This window comes from Modestobacter sp. SYSU DS0875 (assembly GCF_054050915.1).
Genome location: NZ_JBJHAH010000012.1, coordinates 80705 through 94477, shown reverse-complemented (window position 1 = coordinate 94477; position 13773 = coordinate 80705). Strand labels below are relative to the sequence as shown.

The window sequence follows — 13773 nt, the reverse complement described above, 5'->3', positions numbered from 1 at the left end:
GTCGGCGCCCAGGTTCGGTGATTCCCGAACACAACCTGGGAGCTGACGGAGTTCGGGGTGGCGTCCTACCTGATGGAGGCCGGCGGACCGCCGGTGATCGAGTCGACGACCCTGACCGGGGTGAACCAGTGGCGGGTCGAGGTCGCCGACCCGCTGACACCCCATCCGAATCCGCTGGTCCAGCCGCACTTGTACTCGGCAATCGATGACCAGGCCCACGGCAACGGGAAGCTGGAGAAGGGTGACCTGGTCACCGTTCTAGACTCGCGCGACGCGCAGGTGACCCGGCTACCGGTCGGCACACTGCTGCCGCAGGGTATCGACACCGACGACTACGGGGTGTTCCGTACCGAAACCGCGGTGATGGTCCTCCCGCCGCTCTGAGATGGCGACGCGCAGCTGGGCAGGGTCCGAGGGCGAAACGCAAGTGGAGTTCAGATCGGCGTAGTGCTCCTCGACTGGCTCGATACACCACGCGAGTTCGGCGTCAACGGCGTGACCCGGGAAACCGAGCCGGGGCGAACCCGCGCGGGCAGAGACGAGGGCGGGAGGGCCTGATCGATCCGGGGCGGGCTGGGCCTCCGCCGGGGCCACGGGGATGAAACCGGCGGAGGCTTGGGGACGAGAGAACTTGGGCGGTCTGTGCAGTGTGGCCGCGTGTTCGTCGATGAGGCAGCCGCAGGGTTTGGCCAGGGCAACGACGACTGGTTCTCGAACGCCTTGAACGCGGGCGTACTGCTCTTCTGTGCCGGCTCGCCATCCTCGCCGTGACCCTGTCGGCATGACTGGCCAGCAACTGCCAGCTATACGCTTGCGCCATGACCGTTTCATCCCTGCTGCGACGACCGGCGGTCTTGTTGTACACAGCGGCCAGCACCTTATTGTTAGCAGTCGGGCTTGGAGCCTATGGGATTTGGAGGACCCTCAATCTAACCGGCGCGGATGACTCATGCGCCGCTGCAGCAACTCGCTGGGATGACTCTTACCGGATTGAACATCCTAATGCAGACGACGGAGTATTCCCTTTTGGGATTCAGTGCAACGCACTTGAGAACACCGTCCCATCGTGGCTGAACATTATATTCGTGGTCGCCGTCGTGGCGTCTCTGCTGACCTTCGCCATGTGGTTGCTTGCGGAACTCTTGGAGAGGCGAGCTAGGCGCACTGGGTTCTAGTCAAAGTGCTCTCCGCGGGTCGCCCAAGTTGAGCGGTCGGCGCCATGTATTCGCCATCCGAGGCTGAACCTAGAAGTCGTTGCAGGGACCCGACCATCTCGGGCACCATCCGATTCGGCATCAGGCCTGCGACGTCTGCGCGGCCGGCCCACCCGTCCCACGGCTAGTTCGTCTGCTTCTCCTCGACCTGCTCGGCCTTCCTGACCCGGTCAGGCTCGCCGGGATCCTCCGTGCCAGCGCCCTGGCTGGGTTGTTGCTGCCAGCCCCGGATCCGTTCGAGCGGCCGGGAGGTGTCCGTGGGCGACGCACGGACGATGGGCGCCCCTGCGCCGAACGTGGTGGCCGGACTCCCTGCCGATGACCCGGAGTGTCCGCTCGCGGTGCGGTTGTGCTCGGCACTGGACGCGCTGGCGACCGATGAGCTGCACGGGTTGTCCGACGGGGCGGTGCTGGACCGGACGGCGCTGCTGGTGCGGGTGGTCAATTGTGCTCAGGCGGAGCTGACCCGGACGGTGCGGCACGCGACGATGACCCAGGCCGTCGAGCACAACGGGCTCAAGAGCATGCGGTCGACGACCGCGAGTGGGAGCTGGGGACGCCGGACGAGTCGGCCCCACTACCCCCGTACTAGGAGCCGACAGCGTTCCTCGTCGACGGAGCGAGGCTCGTCTTCGCGCGACCCACTGCGGGGTCGGCATCCGCCAGACGATGTCCGGGATGCAGCCAGCCGGTCGTGGACGCCGCTGTGTGCTCGTCCACAGCATCGCTGCCGTCACCTCAACGAGGAGACAGCCGGGGCGGAGCTGGCCTGCCCGGCGCACGGTTCCGTTCCACCGGGTCGGGGTATCCGCACGCCCATGACTGAGACCAAGCCGCTCGCCCTGGTCACCGGCGCCTCCAGCGGCATCGGGCTGGAGCTCGCCAAGCAGTTCGCCCAGCACGGCTACGACGTCGTGGTGAACGCCGAGGACCACACCATCGACACCGCCGCTGCGAAGGTGCGCGCCGAGGGCACCGAGGTGATCCCCGTCCAGGCCGACCTCCGCACCCCGGAGGGCATCGAGCAGCTGTGGACCCGGGTCCAGGGCCTCGGGCGGCCGCTGCGGGCTGCCGCGCTCAATGCCGGCGTCGGCCGTGGTGGCGCCTTCGTCGACACCGACTGGGCCGACGACCTCGAGGTCATGCAGCTCAACGTGGTCTCCACCGCCGCGCTGCTGAAGTTGGTGCTGGTGGAGATGACCGGCCGCAACGAGGGTCGGGTGCTGGTGACCTCCTCGATCGCCTCGACGATGCCCGGGGCCTACCAGCCGGTCTACAACGCCTCGAAGTCCTTCGTCCAGTCGCTGACCGAGGCTGTGCAGCAGGAGCTCAAGGACTCCGCCGTCACCATCACCTCGCTGATGCCCGGCCCCACGGACACCGACTTCTTCCGGCGGGCCGACCTGGAGGACACCGCCATGGGCAAGGGCCCCAAGGACGGCGCCGCCGAGGTCGCCGAGCAGGGCTTCGAGGCCATGATGAAGGGGGAGAAGCAGGTCGTCGCCGCCTCGCTGATGACCAAGGCGCAGGGCGCGATGAACAAGGTCCTGCCGGATGCCTTCAAGACCTCCGCGCACGAGGCGATGGCCAAGCCGCGCGACTGACCTCCCGCTCGACCGCTCCACGCGACGCCCCTCCCGGTCCGCCGGGAGGGGCGTCGTCCGGTTCGGGCTTCCGCTGAGCGGACGCCGCCACAGCGCCGGGGCGGGGGAGGGCTGGCACAGTGGGTGCATGGACGACGTCGTCATCTGTTCCCCGGTGCGCACGCCCGTCGGCCGCATGGGCGGCGTCTTCGCCGGCCTGAGCGCCAACCAGCTCGCCGCCACCACCCTGCGGGCCCTCGCCGAGCGGACCGGCCTGGCCGAGGGCGAGGTCGACGACGTCGTGCTCGGCCACTGCAACCCCAGCGGTGAGAACCCGGCCATCGGCCGCATCGCCGCCCTCGACGCGGGCCTCGGTGTCCAGGTGCCCGGGCTGCAGCTCGACCGGCGCTGCGGCTCCGGGCTCCAGGCGGTCATCTACGCGGCCATGCAGGTGGCCTCGGGCGCCGGGACGGTCGTCATCGCCGGCGGCGTGGAGTCGATGAGCAACGTCGAGCACTACGCACTCGGGCTGCGCACCGGCGCGAAGGGGGACGGCGTGATGCTGCACGATCGTCTGGCCCGTGCCCGCGAGACCGCTGGCGGCGTCGACCACCCGGTGCCCGGCGGCATGCTGGAGACCGCGGAGAACGTGCGCCGCGAGCACGGCATCGACCGGCTCGAGCAGGACGCGTGGGCGCTCCGCTCGCAGCAGGCGGCCGGCGCCGCGATCCGCGAGGGCCGGTTCAAGGACGAGATCATCGGCGTCGAGGTCCCCGGCACGCGGAAGACCCCCGCCCGCGTCGTCCTCGAGGACGAGCACCCCCGGCCGGACACGACCATGGAGGACCTGGCGAAGCTCCGGCCGGTGATGGGCCGGGTCGACCCCGAGGCGACGGTCACCGCCGGCAACGCCTCCGGGCAGAACGACGGCGCCGCAGCGTGCGTCGTGACCACCCGGGCCGAGGCCGACCGGCGGGGCTGGGAGCCGTTCGTCCGGCTGGTCGGCTGGTCGGTGGCCGGGGTGCCGCCGGAGACGATGGGCATCGGCCCGGTCCCGGCGACCGCCGCCGTCCTGGAGCGCACCGGTCTGACGCTGGCCGATCTGGACCTGATCGAGCTCAACGAGGCGTTCGCCAGCCAGGTGCTGGCCTGCCTGCAGGCCTGGGGGCTGGGTCCCGACGACCGCGAGCGGGTCAACGTCAACGGTTCGGGCATCTCCCTGGGCCACCCGGTCGGCGCCACCGGCGCCCGCATCCTCGCCACCCTGGCCCACGAGATGCGCCGGCGCGAGGCCCGCTACGGCCTGGAGACGATGTGCATCGGCGGCGGCCAGGGCCTGGCCGCCGTCTTCGAGCGGGTGAGCTGAGGGCGCGGTCCCTCAGGCGGGCGGTGCCGTCGACGCCCGCTCGACCAGCACGGGCTCGACCAGCTCCTCCCGGCTCACCGGGTAGGCGCTCTCGGTGCCGGTCAGCTGCGCCAGCAGCACGGCCGCCGCTCGCTCCGCGAGCACCGGGGCACGGTTGTCGACCGTGGTGATCGGCGGGGTCCACCACGCCCACGAGGGCTCGTCCTCCGTGCAGATCACCGAGAGCTGGTCCGGCACCCGGGCGCCGGACGCGGCGACCACCTGCAGCACGCCCAGGGACGCCTCGTGGTTGCTGACCAGCAGCGCCGTGGGAGGCGCGGCGAGCCCGAGCAACGCCGTCGCCGCCTCCTGGCCGAAGTCGGCAACGAACGGCCCGCGCAGGACCAGCTCCGGATCGACCGGAACGCCTGCCGCCGCCATCGCCTCCCGGAAGCCGGCGTCGCCGAGCTGCCCGGAGGTCGCCTGGGGCTGGCCTCCCACGACCCCGATCCGGACGTGACCGAGCCCGAGCAGGTGCTCGGTGCCCAGCCGGGTCGAGGTGCGGTAGTCCGACATCACCGACGGAGCCAGCGACCCGGGCACCTCGCGGTTCATCGTCACCACTGCCCGGCCGTCGGCGACCAGGGCGTTGACCAGCTCGGTGTTCGACCCCGATCCGGCGACGACGAGCCCGTCGAAGTGGTGGGCGCGGGCCGTCTGCAGGAATGCCGCCTCGCGGGCCGGATCACCACCGGTCGTGCAGACCAGCACCTGGTAGCCATGCCCGGCGGCCCAGTTCTGCAGCGTTTCCGCGATGGTGTGGAACGTGGCGTTGCGCAGGTTGTTGACCACCAGGCCGAGCAGCCCCGAGCGCCGCGTGCGCAGCGCGCTGGCCATCCGGTTCGGGTGGTACTGCAGTGCGGCGGCGGCGGCCTCGACCCGGGCCCGCGTGCTGGGCAGCACCGCGGGGTGACCGGAGAGCGCCCGGCTGGCGGTGCTGGTGCTGACCCCCGCGTAGGCCGCGACGGAGGACAGCGTGGCAGACACGACTCATGACTATAGGTACCGGTTCATGATCGTTCCGTCAGTCCCGGAGACGCCCGGAGCTGGAACCGTCGGACCCTGCCCCTAGCGTCGTCGGCAGCTCCTCCGCCGGGGGAGGGAACGGGGGGCGCGGTGTACGAGATCGACGGCGGGCTGGTGGTCAGCGCGAGCGACCTGACCGGCTTCCTGGAGTGCGAGCACCTGACCCGGCTCTCGCTGGAGGTGGCCCGCGGCGAGCGGGCCCGGTCTCCCGCCGTCGACCCGATGACCGAGTTGGTCGCCGCCCACGGCATCGAGCACGAGGCCCGGCACCTCCAGCGGCTGCGCGACCGCGGGCTGTCCGTCGCCGAGATCGCCGCCCCCACCGGCAAGGACCCGGCGGCCCTGCGCCGTGCCCAGGCCGAGACGCTCGCCGCGATGCGCGCCGGCGCCGACGTCGTCTACCAGGCCACCTTCACCGACGGCACCTGGCGGGGGCACGCCGACTTCCTGCTCAAACGCACCGACCGGGTCAGCGACCTGGGCCCCTGGGCCTACGACGTCGCCGACACCAAGCTGGCCCGCCGGATCAAGGTCCCCGCCCTCCTGCAGATGGCGCTCTACGGCGACCTGCTGGCGTCCCTGCAGGGCACCCCGCCCGAGCTGCTCACCGTCATCACCGGCGACCAGCAGGAGCTCGTCTTCCGCCACGCCGACGCGGAGGCGTACACCCGCAGCACCCGGGAGCGCTTCCTCGGCCGGCTGGACGACGGCGAGCTGGCGCCGCCCTACCCGAACGCGCACTGCGGCGTCTGCCCGTGGCGGGAGACGTGCACCGAACGCTGGCGCGGCGAGGACTCCCTGTCGCTGGTGGCGTTCATGCGCCGCGACCACGCCCTCGCCCTGACCGACGCCGGGATCCCCACGGTGCGCGCCCTCGCCGAGCGCGGCCCCGACGAGCTGCCCGACGCGATCGGCCGCACCTCCCGGGAGCGGCTCACCCAGCAGGCGCGGCTCCAGGTGGCCGAGCGCGACACCGGCCGGCCCTCCTACGAGTTCCTGCCCCGCGAGCCCGGCCGCGGGTTCGAGCTGCTGCCCGCGCCGAGCCGCGGTGACCTCTTCTTCGATATCGAGGGCGACCCGTTCGCCGGCGACACCGGACTGGAGTACCTGTGGGGGGTCCTCGACACCTCTGGCGGGTTCACCGCCCACTGGGGCTGCGACCCCACCGGGAACGAGCACGCGGCCGCCGAGCAGCGGGCCTTCGAGGCGCTGGTCGACCAGCTGATCGCGGCGCACGCCGCCGACCCGACGATGCACGTCTACCACTACGCGCCCTACGAACCGACCCGGCTGAAGACGCTCTCCGCCCGGCTGGGCACCCGGGAGGCCGAGGTCGACCGGCTGCTGCGGGCCGACGTCCTGGTCGATCTCTACGCGGTGGTCCGGCAGGGGCTGCGGCTGAGCAAGGAGTCGTACTCGATCAAGCAGGTCGAGGACTACTACCGCGGCTCCACCCGCGCCCACGGTGCCGAGGTCTCCGACGCCGGGGAGAGCATCGTCGCGTTCGAGCGCTGGCTGGCCACCCGCGACCAGGGGCTGCTGGACCAGATCGAGCACTACAACCGCGACGACTGCGTCTCCACCCGGCAGCTACGTGACTGGCTGGAGGAGCGCCGCACCGAACTGCTCCGTTCCGGCGCGGAGCTGCGCCGGCCCGCCGACGGCGACCCGGACGCGTCCGCGGAGGCCGTCGCGGCGCAGGTGGTGCGCGAGGAGCTCGAGGAGCGGCTGACCGCCGGGCTGCCGCCGGCCGGGCGCCGGGCCGAGGAGGAGGCGACCTGGCTGCTCGCCCAGCAGCTGGGCTGGCACGCGCGGGAGGCGCGGTCGGCCTGGTGGGAGTACTTCCGCCTGCACGACCTCCCCGCCGACGACCTCGAGCGGGAGACCGCCGCGCTCGGGCCGCTGACCGACGCCGAGTTCCTCGGTGCCCAGCGGCGCTCGCAGCACTGGCGCTACACGTTCCCACCGCAGGAGACCAAGGTGTCGGCCGGTTCCCGGTTCGAGCACCTGCTGCCCGCCGCCGATGGCTCGCGGGTCACCAGCACGGTCGTCGACGTCGACCCGACCGCCGGCTGGGTGGTGCTCGCCCGCGGAACGGCGATGGCTGCCGAGCACCCGACCGGCCTGCTGCCGACCGCCCCGCCCAGCGATGCGCTGTTCCGGGCCGCGCTGGCCGACCTGGGCGAGCAGGTCGCCGCCAGCGGCATCGACGCCGACGGCCCGCACCGAGCCGCCCGTGACCTGCTGCTGCGGCGTCCGCCCCGGCTGGTCACCGGTACCCGGCTGCGTGAGCCAGGGGAGGAGCCGGGTGCCGCGGTGCGCCGGCTGGCCGCGGCCCTCGACGGCGGCGTGCTGGCGGTGCAGGGGCCGCCGGGTGCGGGCAAGACCCACACCGGCGCCCGGGCCGTCGTCGACCTGATCCGGGCCGGCCGGCGGGTGGGGCTGACCGCCTCCAGCCACAAGGTGATCGGCAATCTGCTCGACGCGGTGATGGCCGCCGCCCGGGAGGCCGGTACCCCGGTCCGCGCGCTGCAGAAGGCCGACGACGTGCAGCGCTGCCGCGACCGCGACGTGCAGTGCGTCGGCACCAACGGTCAGGTGGTCGACGCCCTGGACGGCGGCGACGTCGACCTGGTCGCCGGCACCTCGTGGCTGTTCGCCCGCGAGGAGCTCGCCGGCCGGCTCGACGTGCTGGTGGTCGACGAGGCGGGTCAGCTGTCGCTGGCCAACACCCTGGCGGTCAGCCGCGCCGCCCGGAACCTGCTGCTGCTCGGTGACCCGCAGCAGCTGCGGCAGCCCGGCCGGGGCATCCACCCCGACGGCGCCGACGTCTCCGCGCTCGAGCACGTGCTCGGCGCCGACGAGGTGCTCCCGGCCGACCGCGGCGTCTTCCTCGACCGCTCCTGGCGGATGGCGCCCGCCCTGTGCTCGGTGGTGAGCGCCCTCGCCTACGACGGGCAGCTGCAGCCGGCGTGGGTGACCGCCGACAACGCGCTCGATGCGCCACCACGCTGGGCGGCGCCCGCCGGCGTCGGCTGGATCCCCGTGGTGCACGAGGGCAACGGCGCCGCCTCGGCCGAGGAGGCCGCGGTCGTCGCGGAGCTGGTCGGTGACCTGATGGGCCGTCCCTGGCGGGCGGGCGGCCGGGAGCGGGTGATGGGCCAGGCCGACGTCCTCGTGGTCACGCCGTACAACGCGCAGGTCAACCAGGTGCGCAGCGCGCTGGCCGCCGCCGGGCTCGGCGGGGTGGAGGTCGGCACCGTCGACAAGTTCCAGGGGCGCGAGGCTGCGGTGACGGTGTTCTCGTTGGCGGCGTCCAGCGGTGCCCACGTGCCGCGCCGGCTGGAGTTCCTGCTCGACCGGCACCGGCTCAACGTCGCGCTGTCCCGGGCGAAGACCGTCGCCTACCTGGTGGGCAGCCCCGCGCTGCTCACCTCGCCGGTGCACACCCCCGAGCAGCTCCGGCTGGTCAACGGCCTGTGCCGGCTGGTGGAGGTCGCCACCGGCTCACCGCCGCCGCGACCTTCGGTGGCCGGGGAGCGCTGAACGCGGGCGGTCCGGAAGGGGGGCGACGTTGGACCGTGCAGGTTCAGCGGTGGGCGGCGGGGGCTGTGCAGCAGCCGGCGGGGCAGAGACCGAGGGACAGCGGCTCCGGGCAGGCGGTTCCCCCGGACGGGCTGGTTAGGCTAGCCTCACCAATGTCCGGTCGCGGAAGCGCCGGTCTGCCGAACCGGGAGAGCACCATGAGCACGGCGACGACCGAACGTCCCGCCCGCACTGCCTCAGCAGCGGCCTCCGCCCCGGCCGCGGCTCCCGAGTACCGCTTCTTCCCCGTGCGGGTCGCGCGCGTCCAGCGGATCAGCCCCACCTTCCTGCGGCTCACCCTGGCCGGGTCGGCGCTGACCGGCTTCGGCGTCGGCGGGGCCGACCAGCGGATCAAGCTGGTCATCTCCCGCGACGGCGCCCCCGCCGAGGAGCTGCTCACCGATGGCCCCGGCTGGTACCAGGACTACTGCGCGCTGCCCGACGACCGACGGCCCCATCTGCGCACCTACACGGTGCGCGACGCCCGTCCGGAGCTGGGCGAGGTGGACGTCGACGTCGTGCTGCACGGCATCGACGACGGCCACGCCGGCCCGGCCGCCTCCTGGGCCGCGGCCGCCGTCCCCGGCGACCGGGTCGTTCTCCTGGGCCCCGACCGGCCGGGCACCGGCCGCGCCTGGGGTGTCGAGTGGGCGCCGCCGGCCGACGGCACGCTCTTCCTGGCCGGCGACGAGACCGCGGTCCCGGCGATCAGCGCGATCGTCGAGGCGCTGCCCGCCGGCCGCCGCACGATCGCGGTGCTGGAGGTCCCGGTCGCCGGCGACGTCCTCTCCCTCACCGTCCCGGCCGGGGTGGAGGTCCGCTGGCTGGTCCGCGGCGGGCGCGCCCGCGGCGAGGCGCTCGGCCCGGCCGTGCACGCCGCGCTGTGCGAGCTGGGCGTCGCCAAGCCCACCGCCGGTCAGGAGCCCGAGGACGTCGACCTGGAGAGCGGGATCCTCTGGGAGGTCCCTGAGGCAGGCGCCGACGGCTGCTACGCCTGGCTCGCCGGGGAGGCCGGGATGGTCAAGAAGCTGCGCCGCCGGCTGGTGCGCGACCTCGGCGTCCCGCGCACCTCGGTGGCGTTCATGGGCTACTGGCGGATCGGCGCGGCGGAAGGCGGCTGAGCGGAGCCGCCCCGGTGCTCTACCGTCGGGATGTGCTGCGGACCCTGCTGCTCCTGCTGGCCCTGGTGGTGCTCGTCTGGATCGCGCTGACCGTGGTCGGGTGGGTGCTCAAGGGGCTGTTCTGGCTGGCCGTCGTCGCCCTGGCCGTGGCCGCCGGCACCGCCGTGCTCGGCTCCTCCCGGCGGGGCTGACCCGGTGACCGTGCTGCTGGTCGACGTCGCCAACGTGCTCGGCTCCCGCCCCGACGGCTGGTGGCGGGACCGCGCCGGTGCGACGGCCCGGCTGCTGGACCGGCTCGCCGCCCTGCGGACGGCGACCCTCGACGCACCGGACGGCGGGCAGGTCACCGTCACCGAGCTGGTCGCCGTCGTCGAGGGGCAGGCGCGGGACGTCGACGCACCGGTCGGGATGCGGCTCGTCCGCGCCGCGGGCAGCGGGGACGACGCGCTCGCCGCCACCGCCGGGGAACTCGCCGACGAGGCCGACGACCTGCTCGTGGTGACCGCCGACCGCGGCCTGCGCGCGCGGCTGCCGGCGGCGGCCCGGGTCACCGGCCCCGGCTGGCTGCTGGCCGCGGCAGACTCCGCTGCCGGGCAGGACCAGGCTCCGTGACCGACCCCGCCGCTCGGCCCCTGACCGACCGACCCGCCGCCGTCCGATCCGCCGCCGACCTGGCCGCCACCGCGCTGGCCGCCGTCCGCCCCGAGCACCTGCCCGCCCGCACCCCGTGCGCCGACTTCGACGTCCGCGCGCTGCTGGACCACCTGGCCTGGGCGGCGCTGATCGCCCAGCGGTCGGCCACCCGGATGCCGCTCGACCCGCCGGCCCCCGGCCGGCCCGCGCCCTTCCTCGACGGGCTGCTCCCCGAGCAGTGGGCGGCGGCGATCGTCCCGGAGCTCGACGCCGCCGCCGACGCCTGGGCCGACCCGGCTGCGTGGGAGGGCGACACGGTGCTGGCTGGCGCCCCGCTGCCCGGCGCCGTCGTGGGGTCGCTGATGCTCACCGAGTTCGTGCTGCACGGCTGGGACCTGGCCATGGCCGTGGACGCGCCGCTGTTCGTCTCGGCGGGCCTGGCCCGGGCCACCCTCGCTGCCGTCGAGCAGCTCGCGCCGATGGGCCGGGACGGCGGCTGGTACGGCCCCGCCGTCCCGGTGCCGGCCGACGCCGACCCGCTGGACCGGGCGCTGGCGCTGACCGGCCGCGCTCCCGCGCGCTGACCGCGATCAGCGCGCGGGGAGGCGGACCACCTTCAGCCGGGTCGACCGGCGCCGCCCCGGCAGGCACGCGGCGAGGCCGAGCAGCACAGCGGCGGCGTCCTCCAGGACGGCCGCCTGCCAGTCGGGCATCAGCCGGCCGGCCCAGCGCCGCCAGGCGACACCGCCGTAGGAGCCGGCCAGCGCTCCGGCGATCCCCGCGGTCGCCGGCAGGGCGGCGTTGGCCCCGGCACGCCGGGCCAGCAGCGCCCCGCCACCGGCGCCGCTGACCAGCCGGGCCGGCAGCGCCTGCGCGCTGGTGCGCGCCGGGACGCCCGGCTGCTTGTCCGCGTAGACCTCCCCGCCCACCGACGCCAGGGAGGCCAGCTTCTTCAGCGCCCCGGTGTCCTGCGCCGTCACCGTCGGGGCGGCGATGCCGAGCGAGCTGCGGCCACCGGTGGCCACCCCGAGCAGCAGGGATCGGCACACCAGCCCGGCGCGCGCCCTCTGCCGGGGGAGCACGCGCTCCCGCGGGGTCGGCAGCCCGGAGACCACCGCCTGCACGGTCGCCCCGTAGGCCAGGTGGGGAAGCGCGTCGGCGACCCAGTCCCGGCGGCTCCACGTCGTCGGGTCGTCGACCCCCAGCGCGCCGACCGGGACGTTGGTGGCCGCGCTCGAGGCGGCGCCCTTGACCACCGCGCCCACCGGGAAGGACAGCTTCACACCGGCGGACCGGACGACGCTGGACACGACGCCCAACGCCATGCCGTTCGCGATCCCGGTCAGGGCGCCCAGCGCGGTGCGGCGGGACTCCCGCTCCCGGCCGCTGCCGGGGATCGGCGTCCCGACCGCGGAAGCCAGGGCATCGGCGGTCTGCGCGGGGAGGTCGCTGGCCGGGCGGCCGCGCACGACCACGTCCAGCCAGGTGACGGCATTGAGGGCGGTGGTCCCGGCGGCGCCGGCGAGCAGGCCGCGGGTGAAGATCCCGGTCATGCCCTGACCCTGCGCGGGGATCCGGCGACCGGCAACCGCAGGGCCGGATGGGCCCGGTGGGGCGGCACCGTGGGCGCTCTCACCACGTCAGGACGCACAGCGCACCCGTCCGGGTGGCACCGTGGACGACAGCGCCCGAGGTCGTGTGCTCCCCGACCCCCGCCAGCCGTTCCGCGGTGCTGCGCGTCCACTCCCCGAAGGTCTGCCATGGTCCTGCCTGCCCCCACCCGTCTCCGCGACCGGGCCCCCGCTCTGCTGCGCTCGGCGGCGAGCCGGGCCGCGCTGTTCTCCGCCCCGCCCGCGGCACCGCCCACGCTGCGCCGGATGCAGGTCGCCGTCGCCGTCCTGTTCGGCCTCGACGGCTTCGTCTTCGGCAGCTGGGCCGCCCGGGTGCCCGACGTCAGCGCCGCCACCGGCGCGGGCCACACCGCCCTGGGCGTCGCGCTGCTGTGCCTCTCGCTGGGCGCGCTGGCCTGCATGCAGGCCACCGGCGGGCTGTGCGCCCGGTTCGGCACCGGGCGGGTGGCGGCGCTGGCCGGCGTGGCCGCCAGCGTCAGCGCCGTCCTGCCCGGGCTGGCCGGCTCGGTGCCGGCCCTGTGCGCCGGGCTGCTCTTGTTCGGTGCCGTCACCGGTGCGGTGAACGTCGCCGCCAACAGTGTCGGGGTGCGGGTGGAGGCGCAGGCCGGCCGACCGCTGCTGTCCGGCCTGCACGCGGCCTTCAGCGGTGGCGGGCTGCTCGGTGCGCTGATCGGGGGGCTGGCCTCGGCCGTGACCGGCGTGGCACCGCACCTGGCCGCCGTGGCGATCGCCGGGCTCGTCGCGATGGCGTGGGCCGGACCGGTGCTCGTCCGCGGCGACGTCGTCCAGCCGGTGGCCGACCCGCTCGCCGACGTCGCCGACGTCACGCGTGGGCGCCGGCCGACCGGTGTCCTGGTGCTGCTCGGCGCGGTGGCCGGTGCGACCGCGTACGGCGAGGGCGCCCTGAGCGACTGGGGCGCGCTGCACCTGCGCGAGCAGTTGTCCGCCGCGCCCGCACTCGCGGCCGCCGGGTATGCCGGCTTCTCCTCCGCGATGGCCGCCGGCCGGTTGGCCGGCGGCCGGCTGGTGCTCGCTCTCGGCGAGCGGCGGCTGCTGGTCGGTGGCTCGCTGCTGGCCGCAGCCGGCGCCCTCGCCGCGGTGACGACGACGTCGCTGCCGGTCGCGCTGGCCGGCTTCGTGGTCGTCGGTCTCGGGCTGGCCAACGTCTTCCCGCTGGCGATCGCCCGGGCCGGTGCGCTCGGCGGCCCCTCGGGCGTGGCGCTGTCCACCACGGTCGGGTACACCGGCCTGCTCGGTGGCCCGCCGGTGATCGGCTTCCTCGCCGAGCACGCCGGGCTGCCCGCGGCGCTGGGCACGGTGGCGGGGGTGGCGGTGCTGGCTGCGGTGCTCGTCCTCGGCGTCGAGGGCGAGCAGGTGCGGCGCCCGGTGCTGCCCCGGCGGGGCTGGGCGCAGCCGGTGCTGTTCGGGCGGCGTCCGGTGGCGGTCGTGCTGCGTCCGGTCGGAGGTGTGCTGCGCCCGGCCGCGGTCCGCGCGCACGTCGGTGTCTGCAGCTACGTGCGGGACCTGCAGCTGCTCGAGGTCGGCTGACCGGGGTTCGCCCATCGCGCCGACCGC

General features: G+C 74.6%; 11 protein-coding genes. 9 read left to right on the top strand and 2 right to left on the bottom strand.

What is annotated here, in order from left to right:
- Positions 1-57: 57 nt before the first annotated feature.
- The 3 genes from ACI79Y_RS09600 (at position 58) to ACI79Y_RS09590 (ending at position 4163) form a co-directional block, all read left to right on the top strand.
- Complete coding sequence (locus ACI79Y_RS09600; RefSeq protein ID WP_457158255.1) at positions 58-384, top strand: hypothetical protein; 327 nt, start codon at positions 58-60, stop codon at positions 382-384.
- Between the two features lie 1648 nt (positions 385-2032).
- Positions 2033-2818: an SDR family NAD(P)-dependent oxidoreductase gene (locus ACI79Y_RS09595; protein ID WP_457158254.1), complete on the top strand. Its 786-nt coding sequence runs from the start codon at positions 2033-2035 to the stop codon at positions 2816-2818.
- A gap of 127 nt (positions 2819-2945) precedes the next feature.
- On the top strand, positions 2946-4163 hold the full coding sequence (locus ACI79Y_RS09590) for an acetyl-CoA C-acetyltransferase (RefSeq protein WP_457158253.1): 1218 nt from the start codon (positions 2946-2948) through the stop codon (positions 4161-4163).
- Between the two features lie 12 nt (positions 4164-4175).
- Here ACI79Y_RS09590 and ACI79Y_RS09585 read toward each other — a convergent pair whose 3' ends face one another.
- Entirely contained in the window at positions 4176-5189 is a 1014-nt protein-coding gene (locus ACI79Y_RS09585) for a LacI family DNA-binding transcriptional regulator (RefSeq protein WP_457158252.1), read from the bottom strand.
- A gap of 129 nt (positions 5190-5318) precedes the next feature.
- Here ACI79Y_RS09585 and ACI79Y_RS09580 point away from each other — a divergent pair, with 129 nt between their 5' ends.
- The 5 genes from ACI79Y_RS09580 (at position 5319) to ACI79Y_RS09560 (ending at position 11151) form a co-directional block, all read left to right on the top strand.
- On the top strand, positions 5319-8774 hold the full coding sequence (locus ACI79Y_RS09580; protein ID WP_457158251.1) for a TM0106 family RecB-like putative nuclease: 3456 nt from the start codon (positions 5319-5321) through the stop codon (positions 8772-8774).
- Positions 8775-8971: 197 nt separating this feature from the next.
- Positions 8972-9934: a siderophore-interacting protein gene (locus ACI79Y_RS09575; protein ID WP_457158250.1), complete on the top strand. Its 963-nt coding sequence runs from the start codon at positions 8972-8974 to the stop codon at positions 9932-9934.
- 32 nt (positions 9935-9966) lie between these two features.
- A complete protein-coding gene (locus ACI79Y_RS09570; protein ID WP_457080599.1) occupies positions 9967-10125 on the top strand; it encodes a hypothetical protein in 159 nt (52 codons plus the stop codon).
- Between the two features lie 4 nt (positions 10126-10129).
- Complete coding sequence (locus ACI79Y_RS09565) at positions 10130-10546, top strand: hypothetical protein (protein ID WP_457158249.1); 417 nt, start codon at positions 10130-10132, stop codon at positions 10544-10546.
- A complete protein-coding gene (locus ACI79Y_RS09560; protein WP_457158248.1) occupies positions 10543-11151 on the top strand; it encodes a TIGR03086 family metal-binding protein in 609 nt (202 codons plus the stop codon). The genes ACI79Y_RS09565 and ACI79Y_RS09560 overlap by 4 nt, the downstream gene beginning before the upstream one ends.
- 6 nt (positions 11152-11157) lie before the next feature.
- On the opposite strand, the gene ACI79Y_RS09555 is transcribed toward ACI79Y_RS09560, so the two are convergent.
- Positions 11158-12120 carry a hypothetical protein gene (locus ACI79Y_RS09555; RefSeq protein WP_457158247.1) on the bottom strand — a complete coding sequence of 321 codons (963 nt, stop codon included), beginning with the start codon at positions 12118-12120 and terminating at the stop codon, positions 11158-11160.
- 207 nt (positions 12121-12327) lie between these two features.
- Between ACI79Y_RS09555 and ACI79Y_RS09550 the strand changes: the two genes are divergently transcribed.
- Positions 12328-13746 (top strand): MFS transporter, encoded by a 1419-nt coding sequence (locus tag ACI79Y_RS09550; RefSeq protein ID WP_457158246.1) that lies wholly within the window; start codon positions 12328-12330, stop codon positions 13744-13746.
- The last annotated feature ends 27 nt before the right edge of the window (positions 13747-13773 follow it).